The sequence below is a fragment of the Stappia sp. genome, assembly GCF_965276915.1.
GTDB lineage: Bacteria > Pseudomonadota > Alphaproteobacteria > Rhizobiales > Stappiaceae > Stappia.
This window is the reverse complement of the sequence record NZ_OZ255709.1, coordinates 4219402-4245222: the sequence shown is the minus strand read 5'-3', so window position 1 is coordinate 4245222 and position 25821 is coordinate 4219402. Positions and strand designations below refer to the sequence as shown.

Genomic DNA, 25821 nt, shown 5'->3' with positions numbered 1-25821 from the left:
TTTCGCCGGCCGGCCGTCCTTTCACGTCGACGCGGAGGCCGGGCAAGGCCATGGGACTGGGTAGCGTTCTCAACACCGCACTGATCGGGCTCGGTTACAACCAGCGGCAGCTGGATGTGACGGCGGGCAACATCGCCAATGCGGATACGGTCGGCTACACGCGAAAATCCCTGACGGCATCGGTCAGCTACGACGGCAACGGCCGGGTCACGGGCCTCGACGCCGACAGCATGCGCCGCTATCTCGACCTTGCGGTGCAGACCCAGTACCGCACGTCGCTGGCGCAGAACAATTACGCCTCGGTCTCCCAGCAATACACGGCACGGCTCGACACGCTGTTCGGAACGATCCAGGATCCCGGCTCGCTGCCGAACACGGTCAATTCCTTCATCTCGTCGATGTCGAACCTGGTGTCCGGGCCGGAGGACTATTCCAACCGGCTCGAGGCCTTGCGCACCGCCGAGGCGATCGCCGGCAAGATCAACACCATGTCCCAGGAAATCCAGGACATGCGACAGGAGGTCGAGTACCAGATCTCCGACCAGGTCGACCGCGTCAACGAGCTGCTGACCGACCTGCAGGCGCTCGACCGGGAGATCGTGACCAATTCGCAGGACAGCGACATGCCGGTCGGGCTGATGGATCAGCGCGACATGATCCTGGAGGAACTGTCGGGCTATATCGACATCACGGTGAAGCCGACAGAGCAGGGCGGCGTGCGCGTTCACATGGGCGGCGGCACGTTGCTCTACGATGTCGACGTGATGAAGCTGAAGTTCGACGTGCGCGGCAATGTCAATGCCAACGCGCTTTACTCGATTGATCCTGCCGACCGGGATGTCGGCACGCTGGTGCTCGAGAACTCGGAAGGCAGCCAGATCGACCTGCTGGCAACGCGTACGCTGCGCACGGGGTCGCTCGCCGGTCTCGTGACCATGCGCGACGAGACCCTGACGAACGCGCAGACGCAGCTCGACGAACTCGCCGGCTCCCTCGCGCGCGCCTTTTCCACCCACGTGCAGGACGGCACTCCCTATCCGGCGGTGGGCACCCAGACGGGCTATGAGCTGGACCTGGCGAACATGCAGCCCGGTGACAGCCTGACGTTCGATGTCAAGGATATCACCACCGGGCGGACCAAGTCGGTCACCATCTACCGCAGTGACGGATCCGAACCCCCGGCGCTGACGGCGACCAAGGATTCCAACGACATCTTCCTCGCCGTCGATTTCTCGAGCGGCAATTACGGGACCATCGCGGCGAACATCCAGAGCGCCCTCGACGGGGATCCGCGCATCGGCGCCGGTGTCTTTACCGCCGCCAATCCGGGCGGCTCGACCCTACGGCTGGAAAGCACGGCGCCGGGGGCGACGCGGATCGAAAGCCTGTCGGCCAACGAGACGATCACCGATCTCTCCGCCCATGGCGATGCCTTCGCGCTGTTCGTCGACGACGACGGCAAGCCGTTTACCGGCATGGCCGACGGCCGGCCGAACACGACCGGCTTTGCCTCCCGGATACGGGTCTCCGAGGCGCTGCTCGACGATCCCTCGTTGCTGGTCGAATACGCGCCCGGCATCGCCAATGGCGATCCGACCCGGCCGCAGGCTGCCCTCGACAAGCTGAAAAACACCAAGGTCGCGTTTTCGCCAGGCACCAGGATCGGTGGAGTGAACGCGGTCTACACGGGGTCGATCAACGACTTCGTGACGGCTGCGGTCTCGCACCAGAGCGGGCGTGCCGCCCAGGCGAAGGCGACGCTGGCCGGCCAGGAAGTGGTGACCTCCAACCTGAAGACGCGTCTCGACAACGCCTCGAAGGTCGATGTCGACCAGGAACTGGCGCAGCTCGTCACGCTGCAGAACGCCTATGCGGCCAACGCCCGGGTGATGCAGGTGGTGCGCGAATTGTACGATATCCTGATGCGGAGCTAGTGAGACGCGATGTCCATCAATCCCTATGGCAGCCTCAACTCGCCGCGCCTGGTCAACTACCTGACCAGCATGCGCTCGCAGATGGACGACCTGCAGCGGCAGCTGGGCAGCGGCCTCAAGTCGGAGACCTATGGCGGCCTCGGCTCGTCGCGCGTCCTCGACCTGCAGCTCAAGCAGCAGCTCTCCGAGGTCGGCGTCTACAAGCAGACGATCCAGATCGCCGGCCTTCGGCTCGACACGATCGACAAGACCAGCGAGCGGCTCGAGGAAATCCGCATCGAGGCGAAGGCGACCACCGACCAGAACAATTTCGAACTGTTCAGCAATGGCCGCACCTCGTCCCAGACCGCGGCGGAGATTTCGCTTCGCGAGTTCATGTCGCATCTCAATACGGATGTCGGCGGACGGTACCTGTTCTCGGGAAAGACCGCGGACAAGCTGCCGGTGCAGAGCCTTGATTACATTCTTGCCGGCGACGGCAATTATGCGGGCCTGAAAACCGTCATCGGAGAATACAACCAGGCGGATCTCGGCGCGCTCGGCAACGGCCGCATGACGACCGCTCAGGTCGGCACCCAGGTGACGCTGGCCGAGGACGGTACCCATCCGTTCGGCTTCAAGATCGACAACGTGTCATCGGGCCTAAGCAACGTGAGTGTCACGCAGAATGCCGGCCCGCCACCATCGATGGATGTCGACTTCACCGGACAGCCGCAGCCCGGCGAGGCGATCCGCGTCTTCCTGACACTGCCGGACGGTTCCCAGAGCGAGATCACGCTGGGCGTCGACGGCGGACAGGACGATCCGGAATTCACCTTCTCGCGCGGCGCGACACCGGCCGACACGGCCGCCTATTTCAAGACCGCCCTCGACAGCGCACTGCAGAAGGCGGCGAACACGGAGCTGAAGGCGGCCTCGACGACGCGCGCCTCGGAAGCCTTCTTCGACACTGCGCCGAAGTCGCCGGTGCCGCCGGGCTATCTGCCGCAAGCGCGGGTGGTGCCGAATGCCGGCGACTTCACCACCGCGACCACCCTGCGCGACGGAACGCCGGACACGGTCGCCTGGTACACCGGTGACAACTCGCCCGGCAATCCGCGCCAGGATACCGGCGCCGCGATCGACGAAAACCTGAAGATCAACTACGGCGCACGCGCAAACGAGGACGGCTACCGCCTTGTCGTCCAGTCGCTTGCCGCCTTCGCCGCCTCGGACTTCTCCAGCAACAGCCCGGATAACCAGGCCTTCTACGAGCAGATGGCGCAGCGTTCCTACGGCGGCTTGACGCCGGCCGGCGCGGAAGCCTCCGGCATTCGCCAGAACCACATGGAGTTCGCCGCGGCGCAGCGCACGCTCAAGGACGCCGAAACCCGGCACCGGGTGGAGGAGGGATCGCTGAAGGCCTTTGTTGACGAGATCGAGGGCATCAACAAGGAAGATGTCGCTGTCAGGCTGTTGACGCTTCGGACCAACCTGGAAGTAAGCTACCAGGCGACCAGCATGACGCTGCAGCTGTCCCTGTCGAATTATCTATAGGGACGGGGCTGTCGGAGAGACGGGAACATACCTCTCTCCGGGTTGTTCCGAAGCCCTGCAAGAAAGACCCGGCCGGATCCGTTCCCGCCGGGTTTTTTCGTGCGCTGTTCGGGCCAGAAGTTTCGCCGGTCGCGTCCCGCTGCCCGGCCGGGCACAAGTTCGTGCCCGGGAGCGGGGGGGAGCGCGGGGGGCCGCGTCCTGAAACGCGAAACGCCGGCGCGAAGGCCGGCGTTTCAAGCGCTGCGGTGGCGTTCCGGGGTGTCCCGGCCGCGTTTCGCCTTCAGGTGCCGCGCAGGCCCTGGGCGATGTTGCGGTTGATCTGGATCAGCGTCGTCAACCGTTCGGGGCTCGGGTTGGTCATCACATCAAGCGTATGCTTGAGGATGAAGGCCCCCAGCGAACCGAGGTTCTGCTTGATCTCGAGCGGAAGCGGATTGTCGTTGCTTGTCACGGACGTGGCCAGGATCGTCCACAGGCGGCGATTGTAGGACAACGCCTCGTCCAGCGTCACCGGGCTGTCGCCACCCCAGTCATCCTTGACCGCCTGAAGCCGCGCTGCCGCCTTGAGCAGCAAGGTCGCCTCCAGCTCCCTCGGGTTCACGGTCGATTGCGTCGTCTGCTGATATGCTGCGTTGGCCAGATTGTGCATGTTCGATCAGTTCCCGTTCATACTCGACCAGATCCCTCGCCCGTCTCAAGGCAGCGTAGAGAGAACCGGTTAAGATCTCATTGTTGACGGCGTCCACACGGCCGATGGTGCTGGGCGCAGCCTGAATGAAGTCATTGACAAGTTCGAAGTAGATTTTCCGGTGACGCTCTATGTCCTGATTGAGGTACATGAGCTGGACTGCCAGGTAGATCCGCTTCGCGGGTGTGTTTGCCGTTTCCGCTGTATAGATGTCTTTTTCGCGAAGGATCGGTTCACTGCCCTCAATGAAGATATGCGTGCGGTGGTCACCGTTTGTTATTACGGTGGATCCGACGATAAATCGTTCCTTGGGGCGCAGTTCGATCTTCAGTGCCATGGTTGAATACTCTCATAGGCTTATGATTCAAGCAACAAGTAAGTGCTCTCAAAATAGAAAGGGCGGCGAGTTTTCTCGCCGCCCGGAAATATTTGCCTAGTATTTCTACTAGAACAGACGCAACACCGCCTGGTCGGCCTGCGAGGAGAGCGACAGGGCCGTGGTGGACAGCTGCTGGCGTGTCTGCAGGGCAAGAAGGTTGGCGCCTTCCTCGTTGGTGTCGGCAAGCACCAGGTTGTCCGCACCCGTCTGCAGGGTGTTGATCGACGCCTTGGTGAAATCCTTGCGGATCTGCACGGTCGAGAGGCTCGAACCGAACTTGGAGCCGGCCTCGCGCAGGGTGATCAGCGCCTCGGAGAGCTCGTCGAGCGAGGTGTTCGCCTCGGTGTCGCTGAGGCTCGAGACCTGGCTGATGCTGAGGCCCGAGGAGGTCAGGTCCTCGCCGCCGATCTTCAGCTCCGACTTCGTCGCCGCATCGCGCTTCTCGTTGAAGGCGACGGTGAGCTTCGAGGACGAGGAGTTGATCAGGTTGATGCCGTTGAACGAGGCATCCGCGGCGAGCTTGTCGATCTGGCCCAGGATGTCGTTGAACTGCGACACCAGCTTCTGGCGGGTGGAGGAGTTCGCGGCCGGGTTGGCCCTTGCGGCGATGATCAGCGAGTCCATGTCGCCGCCGGTGGTGCCGTCGGTGAAGGTGACCGCCGTCTCGCCGGCGTCGACATAGTCGCCATCGGCCGGGTCTGAGAGGTCGATATTGGAATTGGTGCCGAAGCCGAGCGAGGCGGCCAGCGAGGTTGCCTGGGTCGTCGAGGTGGAACCGTCGCCGCCTGTGTCGAAGATGTTCAGGTAGATGTCCTCGGCGTCCGATGCGGTGATCTTCAGCTTGCCGGCGTCGGTGACTTCGGCGGTGGCAACGCCCGAGGCATTGATCACGTCGAGGACGTCCTGAACGGTCGCGACCGGGCCGGTGCCGTCGGTCTTCTGCGTCGTGCCGACAGTGATCCCGAGGCCGGAGAGCGCGCCGGTCGCGGTGTCGTGCGCAGACAGTTCGATCAGATCACCGTTTTGGAACCCGAGGTTGGCGAGCGTCTGGCGCTTGGCCTGGTCCTGGATGGACTCGCCCGAGACCGGCGTGAGGCCGTTGGTCGAGATCGACGAGGAGCTCTCGACGACGGTGCCGGAACCGGCCGAGCCGTCCTGCAGCGCCTGACGGGCGGTCGACTGGGCGCTCTCCACCAGCTTGGTGATGGCGGTGATGCCGTTGTCGGCGGCTTCGATCGTCTTGATCGCGTTGCCGATGCCGTCGAGCAGCGAGCCGAGATCGTTGGCGCGGGCGCCGAGCGACTGCGAGGTGAAGAAGTTGGTCGGGTTGTCGAGGGCCGAGTTGACCTTCTTGCCGGTGGCAAGACGGTTCTGGGTCGTGGCCATCATGTCTGCGGTGCTCTGCAGCGTCAGGAGGTTCTGACGCACACCGGCGGAAAGAGTAATATTGGACACAGCAAAATCCTTTTGCCTGACCCCGCCGGGCGGGACAGCCTCATCCTGAGGCTTCTCGGCAGTGTGCCTTACTTATCCCTGATGAAAGGTTAAAGCGCGGGCTTGCAACTCCGAAACAGGTCGTCTTTTCAGGGGGAAAGCCTCTTGCCCGACTCGAGCAAAAAAGGGGCGGCGAGTGTTCTCGCCGCCCCTTTTTTGGACGTGAAACGCGGTTGCGTGTGTCCTTAGAACAGGCGCAGCACCGCCTGGTCGGCCTGCGAGGAGAGCGACAGGGCCGTCGTCGACAACTGCTGGCGTGTCTGCAGGGCAAGAAGGTTGGCGCCTTCCTCGTTGGTGTCGGCAAGCACCAGGTTGTCCGCACCCGTCTGCAGGGTGTTGATCGACGCCTTGGTGAAATCCTTGCGGATCTGCACGGTCGAGAGGCTCGAACCGAACTTGGAGCCGGCCTCGCGCAGGGTGATCAGCGCCTCGGAGAGCTCGTCGAGGGCGGTGTTCGCCTCGGTGTCGCTGAGGCTCGACACGTTGGTGATGCTGAGGCCCGAGGAGGTCAGGTCCTCGCCGCCGATCTTCAGCTCCGACTTCGTCGCCGCATCGCGCTTCTCGTTGAAGGCGACGGTGAGCTTGGAGGACGAGGAGTTGATCAGGTTGATGCCGTTGAACGAGGCATCCGCGGCGAGCTTGTCGATCTGGCCCAGGATGTCGTTGAACTGCGACACCAGCTTCTGGCGGGTGGAGGAGTTCGCGGCCGGGTTGGCCTGTGCGACGATCGACAGGGTGTCGGCGGCACCGGCGGTGGCGCCGTCGGTGAAGGTGACCGCCGTCTCGCCGGCGTCGACATAGTCGCCATCGGCCGGGTCTGAGAGGTCGATATTGGAATTGGTGCCGAAGCCGAGCGAGGCGGCCAGCGAGGTTGCCTGGGTCGTCGCGGTGGAGGCGTCGCCGCCCGTGTCGACGATCGACAGGTCGATCGTCTCGGCGTCCGATCCGGTGATCTTCAGCTTGCCGGCGTCGGTGACTTCCGCCGTGGCAATGCCCGAGGCATTGATCACGTCGAGGACGTCCTGGACGGTCGCGACCGGGCCGGTGCCGTCGGTCTTCTGCGTCGTGCCGATGTTGATCGCGATGCTCGAGACCGAACCCGTACCCGTGTTGGTCGTCTGCAGGGTGATCGTGTCGCCATTGGCGAAGCCGAGGTTGGCGAGCGTCTGGCGCTTGGCCTGGTCCTGGATGGACTCGCCCGAGACCGGCGTGAGGCCATTGGTCGAGATCGACGAGGAGCTCTCGACGATGGTGCCGGAACCGGCCGAGCCGTCCTGCAGGGCCTGACGGGCGGTCGACTGGGCGCTCTCCACCAGCTTGGTGATGGCGGTGATGCCGTTGTCGGCGGCCTCGATCGTCTTGATCGCGTTGCCGATGCCGTCGAGCAGCGAGCCGAGATCGTTGGCGCGGGCGCCGAGCGACTGCGAGGTGAAGAAATTGGTCGGGTTGTCGAGGGCCGAGTTGACCTTCTTGCCGGTGGCAAGACGGTTCTGGGTCGTGGCCATCATGTCTGCGGTGTTCTGCAGCGTCAGGAGGTTCTGACGGACACCGGCGGAAAGAGTGATATCGGACATTGCAAAATCCTTTCGCGTCGCCCCGTCGCGGGCGAGTCTCATTCTGAGATCGCGTTAAGGATTGCGACAAAAACACTAACGAGCGGTTAACCATAATTGCAATTGGCGGGCAAAGATTAAGAAAAATATCGCCTGGCTTTGATGCGAAAAAAAAACGGCGGGGAGAGCCCCGCCGTTTTGTTCTTCGCGCGTCTGGTCCTGGTCGATCAGAACAGACGCAGCACTGCCTGGTCGGCCTGCGAGGAGAGCGACAGGGCCGTGGTGGACAGCTGCTGGCGGGTCTGCAGGGCGAGGAGGTTGGCGCCTTCCTCGTTGGTGTCGGCAAGCACCAGGTTGTCCGCACCGGTCTGCAGGGTGTTGATCGCCGCCTTGGTGTAGTCCTTGCGGATCTGCACGGTCGAGAGGCTCGAACCGAACTTGGAGCCGGCCTCGCGCAGGGTGATCAGCGCCTCGGAGAGCTCGTCGAGCGAGGTGTTCGCCTCGGTGTCGCTGAGGCTCGAGACCTGGCTGATGCTGAGGCCCGAGGAGGTCAGGTCCTCGCCGCCGATCTTCAGCTCCGACTTCGTCGCCGCATCGCGCTTCTCGTTGAAGGCGACGGTGAGCTTGGAGGAGGAGGAGTTGATCAGGTTGATGCCGTTGAACGAGGCATCCGCGGCGAGCTTGTCGATCTGGCCCAGGATGTCGTTGAACTGCGACACCAGCTTCTGGCGGGTGGAGGAGTTCGCGGCCGGGTTGGCCTGGGTCGTGATCGACAGGCTGTCGGCGGCACCGGCGGTGGCGCCGTCGGTGAAGGTGACCGCCGTCTCGCCGGCGTCGACATAGTCGCCATCGGCCGGATCGGACAGGTCAACGTTGGAGTTGGTGCCGAAGCCGAGCGAGGCGGCCAGCGAGGTTGCCTGGGTCGTCGCGGTGGAGGCGTCGCCGCCCGTGTCGACGATCGACAGGTTGATGGTCTCGGAATCCGAGCCGGTGATCTTCAGCTTGCCGGCGTCGGTGACTTCGGCGGTGGCAACGCCCGAGGCGTTGATCACGTCGAGAACGTCCTGAACGGTCGCGACCGGGCCGGTGCCGTCGGTCTTCTGCGTCGTGCCGACATTGATCGCGATGCTGGAGACCGAACCCGTGGCGGTGTCGGTCGTCTGCAGGGTGATCGTGTCGCCATTGGCGAAGCCGAGGTTGGCGAGGGTCTGGCGCTTGGCCTGGTCCTGGATGGACTCGCCCGAGACCGGCGTGAGGCCGTTGGTCGAGATCGACGAGGAGCTCTCGACGACGGTGCCGGAACCGGCCGAGCCGTCCTGCAGGGCCTGACGGGCGGTCGACTGGGCGCTCTCCACCAGCTTGGTGATGGCGGTGATGCCGTTGTCGGCGGCCTCGATCGTCTTGATCGCGTTGCCGATGCCGTCGAGCAGGTTGTTCAGGTCGTTGGCGCGGGCGCCGAGCGACTGCGAGGTGAAGAAGTTGGTCGGGTTGTCGAGGGCCGAGTTGACCTTCTTGCCGGTGGCAAGACGGTTCTGGGTCGTGGCCATCATGTCTGCGGTGCTCTGCAGGGTCAGGAGGTTCTGACGCACACCGGCGGAGAGAGTGATATCGGACATTCGGAAATCCTTTCTGGCTGCCCAAGTTACGCATTGGGCCTCGTCCTGAGGCTTGCAGTCACAGTAGGGGCCGAAAGGCTAAATTAAGGTTAATCGGATCTTGCACGAACTCCGATTTTGCGTGCGTTACCAATGGGTTTGTTAACCATATCGCAAGGGATGCAGAAAAGGCGGCGAGTCGAAACCCGCCGCCTTTTCCGTAACGCTTTCGCGTCGTTTGCGTTTTGCGCCCTTAGAGGAGACGCAGCACTGCCTGGTCGGCCTGCGAGGACAGCGACAGGGCCGTGGTGGACAGCGACTGGCGGGTCTGCAGGGCGAGAAGGTTGGCGCCTTCCTCGTTGGTATCGGCGAGCACCAGGTTGTCCGCACCCGTCTGCAGGGTGTTGATCAGGTCCTTGGTGAAGTCCTTGCGGATCGTGACCGTGTTGAGGTTCGAACCGAAGGTCGAGGACGTCTCGCGCAGGGTGCCGAGAGCGGCGCTGAGCGTGTCGAGCGTCGCATTCGCCTCGGCATCGCTGAGGCTCGACACGTTGGTGAGGCTCAGGCCCGACGAGGTCAGGTCCTTGCCGCCGATCGACAGCTCCGACTTGGAGCCCGCATCGCGCTTCTCGTTGAAGGCGACGGTGAGCTTCGAGGACGAAGAGTTGATCAGGTTGGTGCCGTTGAACGAGGCATCCGCGGCGAGCTTGTCGATCTGGCCCAGAATCTCGTTGAACTGCGACACCAGCTTCTGGCGCGAGGACGAGTTTGCGGCCGGGTTGGCCTGGGTGGTGATCGACAGGCTGTCGGCGGCACCGGCGGTAGCACCGTCGGTGAAGGTGACCGCCGTCTCGCCGGCGTCGACATAGTCGCCATCGGCCGGGTCGGACAGGTCAACGTTGGAGTTGGTGCCGAAGCCGAGCGAGGCGGCAAGCGACGTCGCCTGGGTCGTCGCGGTGGAGGCGTCGCCGCCCGTGTCCGTAACGGTCAGGTTCAGAGTGTCGGTGTCGGAACCGGAGAGCTTCAGCTTGCCGGCGTCGGACACTTCAGCCGTGGCAACGCCCGAGGCATTGATCACGTCAACCGCGTCCTGGACGGTCGCGACCGCACCGGTGCCGTCAACCTTCTGCGTCGTGCCGACGGTGATCGAGATCGTGGAAACCGAACCGGTTGCGGTGTCGGTTGCCTGCAGCTCGATGGTGTCGCCATTGGCGAAGCCGAGGTTCGAGAGGGTCTGGCGCTTGGCCTGATCCTGGATCGACTCGCCCGCTTCCGGGGTGAGGCCGTTGGTCGAGATCGAAGAAGACGACTCGATCACGGTGCCGGCGCCGGCGCCGCCATCCTGCAGGGCCTGACGGGCGGTCGACTGGGCGCTTTCCACCAGCTTGGTGATCGCCTTGATACCGTTGTCGGCGGCCTCGAGGGTCTTGGTCGCGTTGGAGATGCCGTCGAGAAGGCTCGACAGCTCGTTGGCGCGGGAATTCAGGCTCTTCGAGGTGAAGAAGTTGGTCGGGTTGTCCAGGGCCGAGGTGACCTTCTTGCCGGTGGCAAGACGGTTCTGGGTCTGGGACATCATGTCGGCAGTCTGCTGCAGCGACAGGAGGTTCTGGCGAACGCCAGCGGAGAGAGTAACGCTCATGGGGTGTACCTTTCTGGTAACAAGTAGCGCAACGCATCCTCGTTGCCTGGCCAAGATACGGCGGCAAATCCGAATCAGTCGTAAAAACAAAGGGTTAACGGAAGTTAGGGTTAACGGCATATTACCGGCTTCCGGCAGCTTACGCAGGGGCCGCCGCGGGGCGAAAAAGTCTCGCCGAATCACATGGAAACGGGGATACTGGTGCATGCTCGAAAACGTCGCTTGCCGGAGATCGGACGTCATCAGCCGTCTGGCGGCGGCGTTAACGTCGTGCGAAATGAGCAGCGAAACCCGCGAACGCGCCGCACCGAGCATTCGGGATCCGCGTTCGCCGCGAGCCGAAAAGATCGCGAGATGAGCCTCTTCACCTTTGACAAGTGCACGGTCGTTGCCGAAATCGGCATCAACCACAATGGCAGCATCGACCTGGCGCTGGAGATGATCCAGGCGGCGCATCGCGCCGGCTGCGATGCGGTCAAGTTCCAGAAACGTACCGTCGATGTGGTCTATTCGGCCGAGGAACTGGAGCGGCCGCGCAAGTCGCCGTTTGGCGAGACCAATGGCGACCTCAAGCGCGGGCTGGAGTTCGGGCGCAAGGACTACGAGCGGATCGCCGCGCTCTGTGCCGAAATCGGCATCGCCTGGTATGCCTCGCCCTGGGACGAGGCGTCGGTGGACTTCCTCGTCGCGCTCGATGTTCCCTATCTGAAGATGGCGTCGGCCTCGGTCACCGACCGGGACCTGATTGTCCATGCGGCGCGCAGCGGCGTGCCGCTGCTGGTGTCGACCGGCATGTGCGACCTGAAGATGGTGCGTGCGGTGGTGGAGACGATCGAGGATGCCGGCGGTGAGATCGCCTGCCTCTACCATTGCACCTCGACCTATCCCGCGCTGCCGGAGGAGATCAATCTTGCCGGCATCTCGACGCTTCGCGAGCGGTTCCCGCAGCTGAAGATCGGCTATTCCGGGCACGAGGAAGGCATCCTGCCGAGCATCCTGTCGATTGCCTTCGGGGCGGTGTCGGTGGAGCGGCATTTCACCCTCGACCGGAACATGTGGGGATCGGACCAGGCATCGTCGATCGACGTGGCGCAGACCAAGGAAATGATCGCAGGCATTCGCCTTGCCGAGAAAACCCGTGGCAACGGCGTCATCGAGATCTACAATCGCGAGCGTCCGGTCATGGAAAAGCTGCGCCGGAAGGACACGCTGGCGTCGCTGTGAGGGCGGTTTTCGCATGTGGAGCAGATGGACGTTGACGTGATGCGCTTCCCGGGACCCTCGCCATCGCTCTGCATTCCATACGTGCCGGCGTTCGCATGCGTCCCTTGAAGGCCCTGCATCTCGCGTCCTTTGTCGGCAATCTCGGCGACAACGCCATGCATGACGGCGAATACCGGACGCGTGCGGCCGACCTGCCATTCGCCCTGGATCACTCCCCTTGCGAGGTGCGCGAGTTCATCCACTGGCAGCGTCGGGCCTTCGACGAGCGGTTTGTCGCCGAGGCGAATGCCGCGGATCTCGTCGTCATCGGCGGTTTCAGCCTGTTTCAGCTGTGGCGCGAGACGACCTCGTCGGGAACCTATCTGGAGGCCGGACCGGAGGTTTTCGCCGCGATCCGTCGCCCGGTCCTCTTCCACGGGCTGGGCGTCGACGCAACGCGCGGCGTCAGCCAGGTCGCGGTTGCGCGCAGCCGTGCCTTTCTCGATGAACTGCTCGCCTTCGATCATTGCCGTTTCTCGCTGCGCAACGACGGTTCGGATGCACTGATCCGCGATCATCTGGGGCCGGCCTATGCCGACGCCATGACGGTGGTTCCCGATGGCGGCCTCTTTGCCGAACCGGATACGTTCGACCATTCGGGCGTGCCGGAAGGCGCCCGTTTCATTGCGGTCAATCTTGCCGGCGACATGCCCGACAAGCGTTACGCGGGTGCGGACGGTGCCGACCTGACGCGCCGGTTCGCCGCCGATGTCGCGGCCGGCCTTGGCACGCTTCTTGGCGAGGATCCCTCGCTCCTGTGTGTTTTCGTACCGCATATCTACAGCGATTTCGGACCTATCGGGGCGGTTCTCGATGCCCTGGACGACCGGATCCGGCGCGAGCGGGTCGTGGTCTCCGGCCTGGCGCAGGGCGCAGGCGGGTGGGCGCCGTCCTTCGACCTCTATCGCCGCGCGGCGGCGGTGATCGCCATGCGCTACCATGCATGCCTCGCGTCCATCGGCTTTCGGACACCGGTTTTCGGCATCTCCACCCATCACAAGATCGAGGGGCAGTTCGAGGCTCTGGGTCTCGGCGGGCGATGCCATGCCTGGGCTGCCGAAACGGACCTTGCGCCGCTTTTCCATGCGCTCTCGCATGATCTTGCCGATCCGGCTTCAACAATCGCGCAGCTTGGCGAGATCCGTGCCGGTGAGCGGGCTGTCCTGAAGCGTCATCACGACGAACTGGCCGATTGGCTGTCGCTTCGGCTGGAGAATGTGTCGTGACATCAATCATCGAGCAGTGCCTGGCGCTCTATGGCTCGCACGACTATTTCGTGCACTATCCGGCCCGCGTCGCGCCTGATGAATATTGGGACGACAAGCGTGACCCGGACGGGCGCGTTCGCGATCTCTCCACCGAGCGCGACCTGCGCAAGGCCGACCTTGCCTATATCGCTGAAGCGGTGAATGCGCGTCCGGCCGGCCGGGTGGTCGACATCGGCTGCGGGCTTGGCGAACTGCTGGAGCAGATCGATCCGGCGCATGAGCGTATTGGTATCGATCCGTCCGAGAGAGCTGTGGAACTCGCCGCCGAACGCAGCGGAGCGCGGACGATTCGCGGCGTGCTGACCCGCGATAGCTTCGCCGCAGGCTCCTGCGACGCGGTCATTGCCCATCATGTGATCGAGCATATCGAAGAGCCTGTCGATTTCGTCCGCACGGTGGCGCAGGCGCTCGGGCCGGGTGGTCTGTTCGTGGTCGGCACGCCGAATTTCGCAAGCGCGGCGGCGCGGCTCTTTGGCGAGCGCTTCCGCTTGCTCCACGATCCGACGCATGTCAGCCTGTTCACCGATGACTCGCTGATGCGCCTGCTGCGCGCTTCCGGCTTCCGGGTCGTATCGGTCGATTATCCGTTCTTCGGCACGCGGTTCGCGACGAATGAAGCCTGGGAACGGATGCTTCGTCCGCAAGAGGGCGTGTCGCCCGCCTTCTGGGGGTCCTTCGTGACGGTGTTTGCGGAAAAAGAACAATGATCTGTGACGCGATTGTGCTTGCCCGCGGCGGTTCCAAGGGAATCCCGCGCAAGAACCTCGTCCCCGTCTTCGGCAAGCCGCTGATCGCCTGGACCATCGAGGCGGCGCAGAATGCCGGCTTTGTCCGCGACGTGATCGTCTCCACCGACAGCGAGGAAATCGCCGAGACAGCGCGCGCGCTCGGTGCACGGGTGCCGGTGTTGAGGCCGGGCGAGTTTGCAACCGACACATCGCCGGCGGAGGCTTCGCTCCACCATGCGCTCGACCGGATGTGCCGGAGCGAGGTGCCGGATGCGGTGCTCTTTCCGCAGGTTACCTCGCCTGTGCGTCGCCGCGACACGCTGGCGGGCGCCTGGGCGCATTTCGAAGAGGGGGGCTATGATTCGCTCTTTTCGGCGCGGTTGATCCGCAATTATATCTGGCGCAACCTGCCGGAGCCGGAGCCGCTCTACGATCCGCACAATCGTTTGATGCGCCAGCAGATTCCGGCCGAGGACCGCTATTATCGCGAAACCGGAAACTTCTATCTGTTCCGTACGGAAAGCTTCAGGCGCACCGGCTGCCGGCTGACCGGACGCACGGGCTTCTACGAGACCAGCGACGAAGAGGTCGTGGAGATCGACGAGCCGCAGGACATTGCCGTTGCCGAACTGATGCTGGAACGGCTGGAGCGCAATCTCGATATCCACCCGATCCAGATGTAGGCAACTCGGCGCAGCCGGTCAGCGCCGCGCGCCGAGCCACTGACGCAGGTCGCTCGCGAGACGCGGCACGATCTCGCCGGCCGGTTTTTCCGGTTCGAGGCGCAAATACCGCGTTGCCGGAGACCATGGCGGGTTCTCTTCGCCAAGCAGGATCGTGCCGGTCACCGGTCCGAACCGCCATGTCGGCACGCCGAGTGCGCCGGCCATGTCGGCGACGGACGTATTGGCCGAAATCACCAGATCCATGCAGGACGCAAGCGCCGCGACGGTTTCGAGATCATTGAAAAGATCGAGATCGTCCCAGCGATGCAGGGTGAAGGGTGCCTGCGCCTGCAGTTCGGCGATCTCGACGCTGCGGTCGGTATAGTCGAGCAGGACGAAATCGACCTCGTCGATGGCCAGCAGCGGCAAGAGATCGGCAAGCGCGAGGTAAGAGCCGGCGCGCAACCCCGTGCGGTTGCCGCTGGTCCAGGACAGGCCGACCTTCGGCCGGTCGCTGCCGAGCGGCGGCCGCATGCGGAGTTCCGCGACGCGGGCCTGGTCGGCCGACAGGAAGGCCCGTTGCCGCGGGAACGAGGCGATGTCGGGCCGCAGATGCATCGGCAGCGTGCCGAAGGAACACTGACAGTCGAACGCTTCCGCCGCGAAGAGCGTGACGGCCGCTTCGTGTTGGCGGGGGCGCACCTCGATCCCCGGGAAATTGCGGGCCAGCAGCGGAATGAGCTTGGGATGGCACTCGACGATCAGCTTTCCGGCCTGTTCGGCCAGTTCGGCAAACATGGAGGCGGAGCGCAGCACGTCGCCGATGCCCTGGTCGTCCCAGATCATCAGCGTCCTGCCGTCAAGCGGTTCGCCTTGCCATTTGGGGCGGGTGAACTTGCGGGTGATCAACCCCTTGCTGTTGGCGTCCATGCGGCGTTCGGCCAGTGCCCAGCCGCGGGCGAGATCGCCGTTGGCAAGACAGGCGAAGCCGAGCGTCATTGCCGCCTCGTGGCGCCCGGGATCTAGCGCCAGCACCTTGTCGAGCGCCTCGATCGCCTCGGCGAAACGACCGAGATGGTAGAGCGCCTTGCCACGTACCAGATGGCTGTCCGGGCCGGCAAGGCCGAGGGCCAGGCTGCGATCCGCTCCGGCCAGCGCCAGGCTGTGCTCGCCGCTGCCCCAACGGGAATTGGCAAGGCTGAGGTGGTATTCGGCGTCGCGGTCGACCTCGAAGGCGGCCGAGCTGGCAAGCAGCAGGTCGCGGGCTTCCCGGCTGCGATACATCTGGTTCAGCGCGTCGGCGCGGCTGAGAAGCGCCAGGCGATGGCCGGCATCGACGGACAGCACGAAGTCGAGGACGCGCAGCGCCTCCTCGTGCTTGCCGGCAAGGATGAGCGTCTGTCCGAACTCGACGAGAAGCGTGGCGTCTTCAGGGTTGGCGCGCACGGCCGCGTCATAGGCGGCAAGCGCCTCGGAAAAGCGGCCGGCCTGGCGCAGCAGGACGGCGCGGCGATGCAGAAGGGCAGGAGAGGGCGTTGTGATCCCGGCCAGCGCGGCTTCCGTGACGGCGAGCGGGTCGACGTCTTCCCCGAACCGTGCCTGGCAGTCGATCAGGTTGATGCGGTAGCGCTCCTCGCCGGGCATGAGTCGCACGGCGCGTTCGAACAAGGGCAGGGCCCGTTTGGGAAACTCCTGTTCAAGGAAGCACATGCCGAGCAGGTTTGCGGCCTCGGCATTTTCAGGCTCGCTCTTCAGGATCTTCTCGTAGATGGCGCGGGCGCGGGCGATCTTGCCGTCGCGCTGCAGGTGCAGTGCCTTGCGCAGCTTTTCGAGATTTGCAGGATCGGGAGCGGGCATGCGCCATCCGTGTCGGTGTGGAACGGATCGCGACTATAGCCGATTCGGAATGGCCGGCTTCAGCGCCGGGCGCTCTTGAGACCGGCCATCGGCCGGTCCCGTCACGTGTTCACAGGCTGCGGCTGAAGCCGAGGCCCGTCATGTCCTTGTGGGTCGTTTCCGCGAAGGCGCGGCGCAGGCGCAACAGCGATTCCTCGGGGATCTGCCGGACGACCTCTCCGGTGTTGATGTCGACAGCGCGAAACACCAGCGAATCCGTCACCTTGTCGCGATACTCCTCGCGCTTGATGTTCGCTTCGGCGCTGTTGAAACCGTTGTCGGCCGGACGGCGACTTGCGGCGCTCTCGGTGGCCGGCTGCACAGCCTTTTCAGGCGGCACGTCGGTGGGAACCGGAGCCGGGTCGGTCGGTTCGGAGGGCCTGACCGTCGCCGGCGGCGACGCATAGGCCGGTGTCCTGATTGCAGTTGCTTCCATTTCATACCCCTCCACCGGAAAGACCCCTGAAGGCCACGCACCCGGGATCAAACGCCTTGGTTAATTCTTCCGCCTTTCATCCATTAACCTTGTGTCGGCTCTTCTTGATAGAAATTTGTTCAGGCATGAACGACGCTAGACATGCAGTTCACGACGCAGATACTGACATAAAACTGTGAATCGGCTGTTAATGAATTCGTTAGGTTTTTCGATTGATGCGATGTGATCCTGATTCGTTCCCGTTCCGGCGCGAAAAGACCCGCAAGACCGTGATCCGGGATCTTGCCTGGCAAGATCTCGCGGAGCCCGGTCTGCGGGTCGGACAGAGAACTCAAGTCGTTCCGATTGGTGCCGGAGGCGGGATCAGAGCGCCCGGTTGACGGCGATGCCGTCGGCGAGCGACGGCGTGCGCGGAGCGGTGCCGCCGGGACCGTAGGTGGTGGGCGCCCGGCTGGTGCCGGCGCCTTCCGCGACCTTGCGCAACAGGCTGTCGGCGACCTCGCGTGCGGTGGCCAGAACGGCCAGATTGATGCGCAGCACCGGCTGGAACTCGGCGTGGCGACGTTTCAGGCGATCGACGGACTGGGGCGCCAGATTGCCGAGCGCGACGGTCTGGTCGCGCACGAAAGTCATGCCACGCATGTAGACGCTGACCAGCTTGGCCTTGTCGGGCTGCAATTCGCCGGCCGCGTCGAGTTTGCCGAGCCTGACCAGTTCGGTCTCCTGCTCGATCACCGACAGAAGATCGCCCATGGCGGATTCGAGCCGGGCACAGGTTGCCTCGGCGGCTTCCCGGTCGGCGATCGAGCCGGAAAAGAACTCGGGTGCAAGCTCCGCGAGCTGTTTCGTTTCGAGGGTCATTGTCCCTGCGTCTCCTGAAGGGAAAGCAACTGGCGCTGGACAGCATCGGCGATACCGATGCCGCCAGCCTTGGCGATTGTGTCGGCATATTGCTCGACGAGCATGCCGCTCCAGGCATCCGATCCCTCGCCGCCGCCCCAGGTCCCGCCGTCTTCCAGGCCGGCGAACATCTGCTGGAACATGGTGTTGAGGAAGATGCCTTCGAACTCTTCCGCGTTCTGGCGCGAGACGCCGGAGGCGGCGCTGGCCGCCGTCAAAGCGGAGCCGGGCCCAGCGGTGTAGCGGCCTTGCGCGGTGCCCAGCACGTTGTCGATGGCGAGACCGGTCATCACATCACCTCGATTTCGGCCTGCAAGGCGCCGGAGGCCTTGATCGCCTGGAGAATGGAGATCATGTCGCGCGGGCCGATGCCGAGCGCGTTCAGCCCGTCGACCAGCTGCTGCAGGGTGACCGACTGCTGCACCAGCGCCAGCTTGTTGTCGCTCTCGTCGTCGACGAGAAGGTCGGTGCGCGGCTCGACGGCGGTCTGCCCGTTGGCGAAGGGCAGCGGCTGGACGATCTGGGGCGTTTCGGCAACGGTGACCGTCAGGTTTCCTTGCGCGATCGCGACGGTGGAGACCTTGACGTTCTGGCCCATGACGATGATGCCGGAATTCTCGTCGATGACGATGCGGGCCGGCAGGTCGGGCTCGACGATCAGCTGTTCGATGTCGGTCAGAAGGTCGACGATATTGCCGTTGAACTGGCGCGGAAGGTCGATCCGCACGGTTGCCGGGTCGAGCGGCTCGGCCGTCGGCAGGCCGATCAGCTCGTTGACGGCAAGCGCCATGCGGCGCGCGGTGGTGAGATCGGGATTGCGCAGCGCCAGGCGCAGGCTGGTCATCGAGGCGAGCTTGAAATCGATCTCGCGCTCCACCAGAGCGCCGTTGGCGATGCGGGCGGAGGTGGGCACGCCGCGCACGACCGAGGCGGCGTCGCCCTGGGCGGCGAAACCGCCGATCGCCAGCGGGCCCTGGGCGATGGCGTAGACCTCGCCGTCGGCGCCGAGCAGGGGGGTGACCAGCAGGGTGCCGCCCTGCAGGCTCTCGGAATCGCCAAGGGCGCTGACGGAGACGTCGATGCGCGTGCCCTGGGTCGAGAACGCCGGCAGGTTGGCGGTGACCATCACCGCGGCGACGTTCTGGGTGTTGAGGTTGAAACCGCGGGTGTTGACGCCGAGGCGCTCGAGCATGGCCTCAAGGCTTTGCCGGGTGAAGGGCGCGTTGCGCAGGCTGTCGCCGGTGCCACGCAGGCCGACCACGAGGCCGTAGCCGATCAGCTGGTTGTCGCGGATGCCTTCGAAGTCGGCGATGTCCTTGATGCGCGACGCCGCGCTGGCAGCCTGCGCCATGACCAGCAGCAGGGCGAGGATCATCACGAGGCGGACGAGCCTGCTTGCGGGCGTTGCGGAGAGGAAAAAGCCGGTCAGGGTCATTCTGGCAGGACTCGATGCATCGGGTTGCGGTCAGGATCTCGCGATCCCGTGTCGATATATGCGAGGCGCGTGCCAACTTCTTGCCAGTCGTTTACGTTTCTGTACGCATCTGAAATATATGTATTTTTCAAAAATCAGAGGCTCCCCGTGAGGGTCGGCGCGCTGTCTGGAGGCCGCTGGCCCGGCAAGAAATGCCGGGTTGTTAACGGTTCGTTTACCAACTCGGAAAATTTTGTAGCGTGTGAATGGCCTCGAGCAGGACCGGTTTTCCGACAATGAGAATCTCAGGCTACGCTCCCCTCAACGGGGTTGCGGGACGCAATCAGAAGAAGCGCAGCGACGGCAGCGGCGGCACGTTCGAGCTTGGCTCGGGCGGGTCGGCAAACGCGTCGGGCGGCGCCTCGGCCAGCAGCGGCATCGGCGGCATCCAGGCGCTGCTTGCCCTTCAGGAGGTTGACGATCCGTTGACCGGCCGCCGGAAGGCAGTGGCCCGCGGCCACGATCTTCTCGACACGCTGGAAAACGTAAAGACGGACCTGCTCGCCGGACGTGTCTCGCCGGAACGGCTCGGCAGACTGATGCAGATGCTGCAGCGGCGGCAAGACACCGGCGATGCGCAGCTGGAGCAGGTGATCGACGAGATCGAATTGCGCGCAAGGGTGGAACTGGCAAAGCTCGGACACTTCGGGGATTAAGCCCGCCGAAATGCGCGGATTGCAGGCCAAACTCTCGCCGAATTCCTTCGCAACTGCGTTAAGTAGCTGAGATTCATCACGTAAAATTGGCGTTATTTTTGGCGTGGTCGACATTGTCGATTGGCCGCTGTCCCGCTATATTCCGCGCGGCCTAACGGGAGCCGGAGTAGGATATGACGGTTGAGCTGGATGCCGAGTATCGTCCGAGCGAGGACGAGACTTTCATGAACGAGCGTCAGCGCGAGTATTTCCGGAACAAGCTTTTGCGGTGGAAGGAAGAGCTTCTCAAGGAGAGCCGCGAAACGCTCGCCAATCTTCAGGAGGAAAGTCAGAATCACCCCGACATCGCCGATCGCGCGTCGTCGGAGACAGACCGCTCGATCGAGTTGCGCGCCCGGGACCGCCAGCGCAAGCTGATCGCGAAGATCGATGCGGCACTTGAGCGGATCGCCGATAGCTCTTACGGCTATTGCGTGGAGACCGGCGAGCCGATCTCGATCAAGCGCCTCGAGGCGCGTCCGATCGCGACGCTGTCGCTCGAGGCCCAGGAAGCGCACGAGCGCCGCGAGAAGGTTTATCGCGACGACTGAACACGATGTCGTTCCCGGCGATCAAGCGACCGGGCATCGACGACAGGATTTCCCACTTCGGCCCGGACCAGTCCGGGCCTTTTTTGTTTCCAGCTCCCGGAGCTGCCGGCTGGAAAGGTCTTCTTAATGTTTTCTGTTCGACCGTATTAACGGTTCTCAAATCGACTGCCGGCTATCTATGACGCAGAGGAAACTGGCCTTCACGGGCTGTTCGAATGGGTTGGCCGGCATGAGAGACGTCATCATCATCACGGATTGGGGCACCGATCCTCCGGCGTTTGCCGGAGCGCTTGCGATGGCTTTCACCGTGGCACCCGCGTCGGTGGCGACCGTCACGGCGGAGGCGATCGCCTCTGCCCGTGTGATCATCGTCTACAGCAAGCTGCGAAAGGCGGATGACGTTGCGCGTTTGGGCGAGTTGATCGGAGAGGATCGTCGCCGGATCGACACGATCTATGTCGCCTCGAACAGTGACCGGGTAGGTCTTGTCCAGGCGGAGGCGCTGAAGATCGGGCTTATCCTGCCGAGCTTCCGTTCATCGGGGGACATCCGGGCCGCCGTCCAGAAGATACTCAGCAGGGGCCTGGAGACAGGGCTGCTACGGCGCTCGCGCCTGGTGGCCAACGCGATCGAAACCGGCGATGCGCTTTACCAGGAACTCGGGGCGGCGATGCGGGCGGACAAGCCGCTGCCGCCGGAAATTCTCACTGCGGTCGCGCGGTCGATCGGGGAAGTGACCCGGCGGGAAGGGCTCGCCGAATGGCTGGACGCGGTCCAGCTGCATCACAGCGGCACCTGCCGGCACATGCTGACCGTTGCCGGTCACGCCAGCTCCTTCGGCCAATACCTGTCCTTGCATGAAAGCGATGTCGCGATGCTCGCGGAAACCGCTCTCCTGCACGATGTCGGCAAGCTCTTCATCCCGATCTCGGTCCTGGAAAAGACCGGAGCGCTTACCGAGATGGAGCGGCGGGCGATCAACACGCACAGCATGCGCGGTGCGTCCGCATTGGTGCGCGGCGGGTGCACGGCCAAAGAGATCATCGCCGCGGTGCGTGACCATCACGAGTATCTCGACGGCAGCGGTTATCCGCGGGGCGTGGGGGCGGACGGCCTTGGCCCGCTGACCCGGATGATCACCATCGCCGACATCTACAGCGCGCTGACGGAAGTGCGTTCCTACAAGGAGGCGATGACGCCGCGCCAGTCGATCGCGATCATGGCGGACCTCAAGGGCAAGCTCGACAGCCGGCTGTTCGCCGCCTTCCGGTCCATGGTTCTCGATCCCGTCTTTGCAAAACGACAGACGTCGGCACTGCCGGGCAGCGGCGGGCGTCCCGCCTGCCTGCGGGCGGGAATACATCCTTTCGATACGTCTCAGGAAACTGCGGCCTGAAGACCTCCCGGCCTTCCTGCCGCGCGATGAAATGCGACGGGCACGGGGCCGCTGGGGAGCGGGGGGATCCCGTGCCCGTCAACCGTCCTGGTGCCTGGGGAGCGTGGAACGGCTTGGGGAGACGTGTGCGTTCCGCCACCTCTCTTGGGGAGCATGGCGGCGGAACGGGAAGGCTCAGAAGGGCAGCACGATATCGAGGACCTGGGCGCCGTAGCGCGGTTGCTGCACATCGGTGATCTGACCGCGTCCGCCGTAACCGATGCGGGCCTCCGCGATCTTCTCGCTCTCGATCGTGTTGTTGGCGGCGATGTCCTCGGGGCGAACGACGCCGGCGACGATCAGTTCGCGGACCTCGAAATTGACCCGGACTTCCTGACGGCCCTCGATCACCATGTTGCCGTTCGGCAGGATCTGGGTGACGACGGCCGCGACCTTGGTTTGCAGTTTCTCCTCGCGATCGACCTTGCCGCTACCCTTGAAGGTGGATGCACCGTTCGCGGAGGCGAGGTTGTCGGAGCTGGTGCCGCCCGGCAGGAACAGGGTGTTGATCGCCGCGCCGACGGCTCCGCCGGTGCCGCTCGATTCCGAGCCGCTGCGGTTCCGCTCGGTCTCGTTGTCGAACTCGGCCTTGTCGGAGATCGTCACCATCACGGTCAGGATGTCGCCGACGCGGGCCGCACGCTGGTCCTTGAAGAAGGCGCGTGCGCCCGACCGCCAGAGCGAGTTGGAATTGTAGTGAACCGACTGGGGGGTCGGCATCGGCATCTGCACCGGGCGGTAGCCGGCGGTCGTCGTCGGGTCCTGGATCGCCGACAGGGCCGGAGCCTTGCCCACCTGGGACAGGCGATCGGCGCTGCCGCAGGCAGCGGTGGCGAGAGCAAGCGACACGGCGAGCACGGGCCGGACAAGGGACGTGAGCGGAGCCATCAGTTCGTCTCCTGGAGCTGGGCGATGCGGGTCCGGGTGGTGCCGACCTCGATCTGGTCATGGGCACGCACGATGCCGGTGACCGTACGGCGGGATTGAAGGTTGAGGATGTCGATGACGTCGCCCTTCGCGCCGTTCGACAGGGCCTGGCCGATGGTGGTCAGCGTCATGCCGGCGGTGTGGTAGACGAGCGTCACCTTGGTGCCGCGCTTGACCAGCACCGGCTGCTCGAAGTCGATGGCGCGCAGCGGCCGTCCGGCCTGGATGGAGCGCCGTGCGGCAAGGCCCACGATGTTGCCGAGATCCGCGACCTGACGAAGGGTCAGGCGATTGCGGGGCATGCGCACGGGAGCAAGGTCCGCTTCCGCGACAATGGTGCCGCGCTCGATCGGGCGAACGGCTGTGTAGACCTCGATCATCTCCTGAGCGAGCCCGGTCAGCTTTGCCGACTGGGTGCGGTTGGCGGCGCGTATCCGCAAGGTGGCCGAGAGACGGCCGGAGGCGCGATCCCAGTCGAGGGTCTCCACGGAAACCGGATTGCCCTGGCCGGCATCGGCGAGGATCGGACCGCGAAATCCGGACAGCGAGACCTGGAGCGCGTCGGCATCGAGGCCGGTCTCGCGGAGCAGAAGCGCGTCGCGAACAGCGGTCTCGACCTCGGTTTCGCCGATGGTGAGCGCAAGGCGCTCGACCACAACCTGGCGCAGTCCGTCGGTGCCGGCCTCGGCAAAGCCTGCCGCCTGGGCGCGTTCCGCGATGACATGGGCGGAAACCGCACCGCGGGTTCCAAGGTCGGGTGCCCGGAACAGCGGCGTTGCCGCGTGCCGGCCGGCTTCCGGGTAGAAGTCGCCGATCGTCACGACGGCGCCGGTGACCGCCACCTCGGAGCGCAGCGTGGCCGCGGCAAGCGGCGCTGCCGACAGCGCAAGCAGGGCGGCGGCGAGGAGTGAGTTGCGAAGCATGGCCTGCATCCTTCCGTTCAGCCGGCGCGTCAGCGCAGGTTCGAGGTGGTGGCCGACATTTCGTCGGCGGCCTTGATGATGCGCGAGTTCATCTCGTAGGCGCGCTGGGCGGCGATGAGGTCGGAGATCTCTCCGACCGCCTCGACATTCGCCATTTCCAGATGCTTCTGCATCAGGTCGCCGAAGCCGGCCTCGCCGGGGGTGCCGACAATGGCGGCGCCGCTCGATTCCGTCGGCAGGAACAGGTTGTCGCCGATGGCTTCCAGGCCCGACTTGTTGATGAAGCGGGCGGTCTGGATCTGGCCGAGCTGCTGCACCGCGTTGTTGGCATCGAGCACCTGGACCTGACCATCGGTGGAGATGGTGATGTCGCGGGCATCTTCCGGAATGACGATGCCCGGGAGGATCGCATAGCCGTCGATGGTCACCAGCTGGCCGTTGGGGTCGCGCTCGAAGGAGCCGTCGCGGGTGTAGGCGGTGCCGCCATCCGGCATCTGGATCTGGAAGAACCCTTCGCCGCGAACCGCGACGTCCAGTTCCTTGCCGGTCTGGGTCAGGTTGCCCTGGCTCATGATGCGGGCGGTCGAGGCGGTCTTGACGCCTGAACCGATCTGCACGCCGGTCGGGACGACGGTTCCATTGGCCGAGGAGTTGGTGCCCATGCGGCGCAGGTTCTGGTAGAGCAGGTCCTGAAAATCCGCGCGCTGGCGCTTGTAGCCAGTGGTGCGCATGTTGGCGACGTTGTTCGAGATGACCTCGACGTTGAGTTCCTGGGCGCGCATGCCGGTGGCGGCGATGTGAAGTGCCTTCATGACGAATATCCCTTTTCCGCTTCGCTCAGGCCGTGACCGATCCGAGGCGCTCGATTGCCTTGCGCAGCAATTCATCGCCTTCGTTGATCATCTTCGAGACAGCCGTGTAGTGGCGGGTGATCTCGATCATCCGGGTCACTTCGATGACGCCGGAGACGTTGGATTTCTCGACCGCGCCCTGCAGCACGCGAATGCGTTCGGCCGGTTGCGGATTCTCGCCGGCGAACAGGTTGTCGCCGATCCGGGTGAGCATCTGGGGATTTTCGAACTCGACCATGCGCAGGCGCCCCTTGACGCCAAGCGCCGTGGAGACCGTGCCGTCCTCGGCGATGGTCACGTCTGTGTCCTCGGCGGTGAAGACGAGCGGGCCGCCTTCGCCGAGAACCGGCCGACCATCCGCGGTCACCATCTGGCCAGTCGAATCCAGGTGGAATGCACCGTTGCGGGTGAAGCGCTCGCCATCCGGCGTGTCGATCACGAAGAAGCCTTCGCCCTCGACGGCGACGTCGAAAGCGTTTTCGGTCAGCGAGATCGAACCCGCCTCGAAATTCGAGGACGCGCCGTAGTCGACCACATACGAGAAGTCCTGGTCGCCATCGACGAAGCTGGAGGCCTCGGCGACGGGCATCAGGTACTCCTCGAACAGCAACCGCTGGGCCTTGAAGCCCGTGGTGTTCATGTTGGCCAGATTATTGGCCACCACGTTCAACTGGTTGCGAAGGGCCGTCTGACGCGACAGCCCGATCAGCAGGGAATTCTCCATGACGTGTCGTTCCTATGCTCCCCAGCGAGCATCCGTTCTCCCCAGACCGGATGCCCGTTAACCCTGTAGCAGTCTTCGTGCCAAGTCATGGATCATTGATTTAATTGAGATATTTTTAGTTCGCGGGGACGCAGCCCGGCAGCTTTGCCGACCCAATCCTTACCGACCGGCAAAAATTGCCGCGTTATGCAAGGCGTTAACGATCCGGTAACCAGTCGTTAACCATTGTGGCTTTAGAAATTAATCATACGCGCGGGAGGGTAGCGC

24 protein-coding genes are annotated in these 25821 nt (G+C 64.2%); 9 read left to right on the top strand and 15 right to left on the bottom strand.

Annotation, left to right across the window (positions count from 1 at the left end; all coding sequences use genetic code 11):
• Window positions 1-50: 50 nt before the first annotated feature.
• Window positions 51-1934, top strand: a complete 1884-nt coding sequence (flgK, locus tag ACQY46_RS19845) for a flagellar hook-associated protein FlgK (protein WP_428697701.1) — start codon at window positions 51-53, stop codon at window positions 1932-1934.
• A gap of 9 nt (window positions 1935-1943) precedes the next feature.
• Entirely contained in the window at window positions 1944-3470 is a 1527-nt protein-coding gene (locus tag ACQY46_RS19840) for a flagellar protein (RefSeq protein ID WP_428697700.1), read from the top strand.
• Between the two features lie 280 nt (window positions 3471-3750).
• Here the strand turns inward: ACQY46_RS19840 and flaF are convergent, their stop codons facing one another.
• From flaF to ACQY46_RS19810, 6 genes are all read right to left on the bottom strand, one after another.
• A complete protein-coding gene (gene flaF / locus ACQY46_RS19835) occupies window positions 3751-4119 on the bottom strand; it encodes a flagellar biosynthesis regulator FlaF (protein ID WP_428697699.1) in 369 nt (122 codons plus the stop codon).
• Entirely contained in the window at window positions 4001-4495 is a 495-nt protein-coding gene (flbT, locus tag ACQY46_RS19830; protein ID WP_428697698.1) for a flagellar biosynthesis repressor FlbT, read from the bottom strand. Before flbT ends, flaF begins: the two co-directional genes overlap by 119 nt.
• Window positions 4496-4603: 108 nt before the next feature.
• Complete coding sequence (locus tag ACQY46_RS19825) at window positions 4604-5992, bottom strand: flagellin (RefSeq protein WP_428697697.1); 1389 nt, start codon at window positions 5990-5992, stop codon at window positions 4604-4606.
• 224 nt (window positions 5993-6216) lie between these two features.
• The gene (locus ACQY46_RS19820; protein ID WP_428697696.1) at window positions 6217-7605 is read right to left on the bottom strand and encodes a flagellin; all 1389 of its coding nucleotides are present in this window, start codon (window positions 7603-7605) and stop codon (window positions 6217-6219) included.
• 206 nt (window positions 7606-7811) lie between these two features.
• Window positions 7812-9200: a flagellin gene (locus tag ACQY46_RS19815; protein ID WP_428697695.1), complete on the bottom strand. Its 1389-nt coding sequence runs from the start codon at window positions 9198-9200 to the stop codon at window positions 7812-7814.
• Between the two features lie 232 nt (window positions 9201-9432).
• Complete coding sequence (locus tag ACQY46_RS19810; RefSeq protein WP_428697694.1) at window positions 9433-10818, bottom strand: flagellin; 1386 nt, start codon at window positions 10816-10818, stop codon at window positions 9433-9435.
• 354 nt (window positions 10819-11172) lie between these two features.
• On the opposite strand from ACQY46_RS19810, the gene ACQY46_RS19805 reads away from it, so the two are divergent.
• From ACQY46_RS19805 to ACQY46_RS19790, 4 genes are all read left to right on the top strand, one after another.
• A complete protein-coding gene (locus ACQY46_RS19805; RefSeq protein WP_428697693.1) occupies window positions 11173-12042 on the top strand; it encodes an N-acetylneuraminate synthase family protein in 870 nt (289 codons plus the stop codon).
• A 95-nt stretch (window positions 12043-12137) separates the two neighbouring features.
• Window positions 12138-13307 carry a polysaccharide pyruvyl transferase family protein gene (locus ACQY46_RS19800; protein ID WP_428697692.1) on the top strand — a complete coding sequence of 390 codons (1170 nt, stop codon included), beginning with the start codon at window positions 12138-12140 and terminating at the stop codon, window positions 13305-13307.
• On the top strand, window positions 13304-14056 hold the full coding sequence (locus tag ACQY46_RS19795; RefSeq protein WP_428697691.1) for a class I SAM-dependent methyltransferase: 753 nt from the start codon (window positions 13304-13306) through the stop codon (window positions 14054-14056). The genes ACQY46_RS19800 and ACQY46_RS19795 overlap by 4 nt, the downstream gene beginning before the upstream one ends.
• A complete protein-coding gene (locus ACQY46_RS19790; RefSeq protein WP_428697690.1) occupies window positions 14053-14760 on the top strand; it encodes an acylneuraminate cytidylyltransferase family protein in 708 nt (235 codons plus the stop codon). The genes ACQY46_RS19795 and ACQY46_RS19790 overlap by 4 nt, the downstream gene beginning before the upstream one ends.
• 18 nt (window positions 14761-14778) lie before the next feature.
• On the opposite strand, the gene ACQY46_RS19785 is transcribed toward ACQY46_RS19790, so the two are convergent.
• The 5 genes from ACQY46_RS19785 to ACQY46_RS19765 form a co-directional block, all read right to left on the bottom strand.
• Window positions 14779-16599 (bottom strand): tetratricopeptide repeat protein, encoded by a 1821-nt coding sequence (locus ACQY46_RS19785; protein WP_428697689.1) that lies wholly within the window; start codon window positions 16597-16599, stop codon window positions 14779-14781.
• 109 nt (window positions 16600-16708) lie between these two features.
• Window positions 16709-17074 carry a flagellar protein FlaG gene (locus ACQY46_RS19780; RefSeq protein ID WP_428697688.1) on the bottom strand — a complete coding sequence of 122 codons (366 nt, stop codon included), beginning with the start codon at window positions 17072-17074 and terminating at the stop codon, window positions 16709-16711.
• A gap of 363 nt (window positions 17075-17437) precedes the next feature.
• Window positions 17438-17935, bottom strand: coding sequence for a flagellar protein FlgN (locus ACQY46_RS19775; RefSeq protein ID WP_428697687.1), 498 nt, complete (start codon window positions 17933-17935; stop codon window positions 17438-17440).
• Window positions 17932-18264: a rod-binding protein gene (locus ACQY46_RS19770; protein WP_428697686.1), complete on the bottom strand. Its 333-nt coding sequence runs from the start codon at window positions 18262-18264 to the stop codon at window positions 17932-17934. Before ACQY46_RS19770 ends, ACQY46_RS19775 begins: the two co-directional genes overlap by 4 nt.
• Window positions 18264-19349 (bottom strand): flagellar basal body P-ring protein FlgI, encoded by a 1086-nt coding sequence (locus tag ACQY46_RS19765; protein WP_428700527.1) that lies wholly within the window; start codon window positions 19347-19349, stop codon window positions 18264-18266. Before ACQY46_RS19765 ends, ACQY46_RS19770 begins: the two co-directional genes overlap by 1 nt.
• 335 nt (window positions 19350-19684) lie before the next feature.
• Here ACQY46_RS19765 and ACQY46_RS19760 point away from each other — a divergent pair, with 335 nt between their 5' ends.
• The 3 genes from ACQY46_RS19760 (at window position 19685) to ACQY46_RS19750 (ending at window position 22090) form a co-directional block, all read left to right on the top strand.
• Entirely contained in the window at window positions 19685-20104 is a 420-nt protein-coding gene (locus ACQY46_RS19760; protein ID WP_428697685.1) for a flagellar assembly protein FliX, read from the top strand.
• 173 nt (window positions 20105-20277) lie between these two features.
• The gene (dksA, locus tag ACQY46_RS19755) at window positions 20278-20694 is read left to right on the top strand and encodes an RNA polymerase-binding protein DksA (RefSeq protein ID WP_428697684.1); all 417 of its coding nucleotides are present in this window, start codon (window positions 20278-20280) and stop codon (window positions 20692-20694) included.
• A 229-nt stretch (window positions 20695-20923) separates the two neighbouring features.
• On the top strand, window positions 20924-22090 hold the full coding sequence (locus tag ACQY46_RS19750) for an HD-GYP domain-containing protein (RefSeq protein WP_428697683.1): 1167 nt from the start codon (window positions 20924-20926) through the stop codon (window positions 22088-22090).
• A gap of 174 nt (window positions 22091-22264) precedes the next feature.
• On the opposite strand, the gene flgH is transcribed toward ACQY46_RS19750, so the two are convergent.
• Genes flgH through flgF form a run of 4 tightly spaced genes read right to left on the bottom strand, consistent with a single transcriptional unit; the run spans window position 22265 to window position 25554 of the window.
• Entirely contained in the window at window positions 22265-23017 is a 753-nt protein-coding gene (gene flgH / locus ACQY46_RS19745; protein WP_428697682.1) for a flagellar basal body L-ring protein FlgH, read from the bottom strand.
• Window positions 23017-23979, bottom strand: a complete 963-nt coding sequence (gene flgA / locus ACQY46_RS19740) for a flagellar basal body P-ring formation chaperone FlgA (RefSeq protein WP_428697681.1) — start codon at window positions 23977-23979, stop codon at window positions 23017-23019. The genes flgH and flgA overlap by 1 nt, the downstream gene beginning before the upstream one ends.
• A gap of 29 nt (window positions 23980-24008) precedes the next feature.
• Window positions 24009-24791, bottom strand: coding sequence for a flagellar basal-body rod protein FlgG (gene flgG / locus ACQY46_RS19735; RefSeq protein WP_306029845.1), 783 nt, complete (start codon window positions 24789-24791; stop codon window positions 24009-24011).
• 25 nt (window positions 24792-24816) lie between these two features.
• A complete protein-coding gene (gene flgF, locus ACQY46_RS19730; protein ID WP_428697680.1) occupies window positions 24817-25554 on the bottom strand; it encodes a flagellar basal-body rod protein FlgF in 738 nt (245 codons plus the stop codon).
• Between the last annotated feature and the right edge of the window lie 267 nt (window positions 25555-25821).

What these genes read in the sequence shown, in the direction of transcription:
- flgK (WP_428697701.1), top strand. Translation starts at nt 51, where the DNA reads ATGGGACTGGGTAGCGTTCTCAACACCGCACTGATCGGGCTCGGTTAC.
- ACQY46_RS19840 (WP_428697700.1), top strand. Translation starts at nt 1,944, where the DNA reads ATGTCCATCAATCCCTATGGCAGCCTCAACTCGCCGCGCCTGGTCAAC.
- flaF (WP_428697699.1), bottom strand. Translation starts at nt 4,119, where the DNA reads ATGCACAATCTGGCCAACGCAGCATATCAGCAGACGACGCAATCGACC.
- flbT (WP_428697698.1), bottom strand. Translation starts at nt 4,495, where the DNA reads ATGGCACTGAAGATCGAACTGCGCCCCAAGGAACGATTTATCGTCGGA.
- ACQY46_RS19820 (WP_428697696.1), bottom strand. Translation starts at nt 7,605, where the DNA reads ATGTCCGATATCACTCTTTCCGCCGGTGTCCGTCAGAACCTCCTGACG.
- ACQY46_RS19815 (WP_428697695.1), bottom strand. Translation starts at nt 9,200, where the DNA reads ATGTCCGATATCACTCTCTCCGCCGGTGTGCGTCAGAACCTCCTGACC.
- ACQY46_RS19810 (WP_428697694.1), bottom strand. Translation starts at nt 10,818, where the DNA reads ATGAGCGTTACTCTCTCCGCTGGCGTTCGCCAGAACCTCCTGTCGCTG.
- ACQY46_RS19805 (WP_428697693.1), top strand. Translation starts at nt 11,173, where the DNA reads ATGAGCCTCTTCACCTTTGACAAGTGCACGGTCGTTGCCGAAATCGGC.
- ACQY46_RS19800 (WP_428697692.1), top strand. Translation starts at nt 12,138, where the DNA reads ATGCGTCCCTTGAAGGCCCTGCATCTCGCGTCCTTTGTCGGCAATCTC.
- ACQY46_RS19790 (WP_428697690.1), top strand. Translation starts at nt 14,053, where the DNA reads ATGATCTGTGACGCGATTGTGCTTGCCCGCGGCGGTTCCAAGGGAATC.
- ACQY46_RS19785 (WP_428697689.1), bottom strand. Translation starts at nt 16,599, where the DNA reads ATGCCCGCTCCCGATCCTGCAAATCTCGAAAAGCTGCGCAAGGCACTG.
- ACQY46_RS19780 (WP_428697688.1), bottom strand. Translation starts at nt 17,074, where the DNA reads ATGGAAGCAACTGCAATCAGGACACCGGCCTATGCGTCGCCGCCGGCG.
- ACQY46_RS19775 (WP_428697687.1), bottom strand. Translation starts at nt 17,935, where the DNA reads ATGACCCTCGAAACGAAACAGCTCGCGGAGCTTGCACCCGAGTTCTTT.
- ACQY46_RS19770 (WP_428697686.1), bottom strand. Translation starts at nt 18,264, where the DNA reads ATGACCGGTCTCGCCATCGACAACGTGCTGGGCACCGCGCAAGGCCGC.
- ACQY46_RS19765 (WP_428700527.1), bottom strand. Translation starts at nt 19,349, where the DNA reads ATGATCCTCGCCCTGCTGCTGGTCATGGCGCAGGCTGCCAGCGCGGCG.
- ACQY46_RS19760 (WP_428697685.1), top strand. Translation starts at nt 19,685, where the DNA reads ATGAGAATCTCAGGCTACGCTCCCCTCAACGGGGTTGCGGGACGCAAT.
- dksA (WP_428697684.1), top strand. Translation starts at nt 20,278, where the DNA reads ATGACGGTTGAGCTGGATGCCGAGTATCGTCCGAGCGAGGACGAGACT.
- ACQY46_RS19750 (WP_428697683.1), top strand. Translation starts at nt 20,924, where the DNA reads ATGAGAGACGTCATCATCATCACGGATTGGGGCACCGATCCTCCGGCG.
- flgH (WP_428697682.1), bottom strand. Translation starts at nt 23,017, where the DNA reads ATGGCTCCGCTCACGTCCCTTGTCCGGCCCGTGCTCGCCGTGTCGCTT.
- flgA (WP_428697681.1), bottom strand. Translation starts at nt 23,979, where the DNA reads ATGCTTCGCAACTCACTCCTCGCCGCCGCCCTGCTTGCGCTGTCGGCA.
- flgG (WP_306029845.1), bottom strand. Translation starts at nt 24,791, where the DNA reads ATGAAGGCACTTCACATCGCCGCCACCGGCATGCGCGCCCAGGAACTC.
- flgF (WP_428697680.1), bottom strand. Translation starts at nt 25,554, where the DNA reads ATGGAGAATTCCCTGCTGATCGGGCTGTCGCGTCAGACGGCCCTTCGC.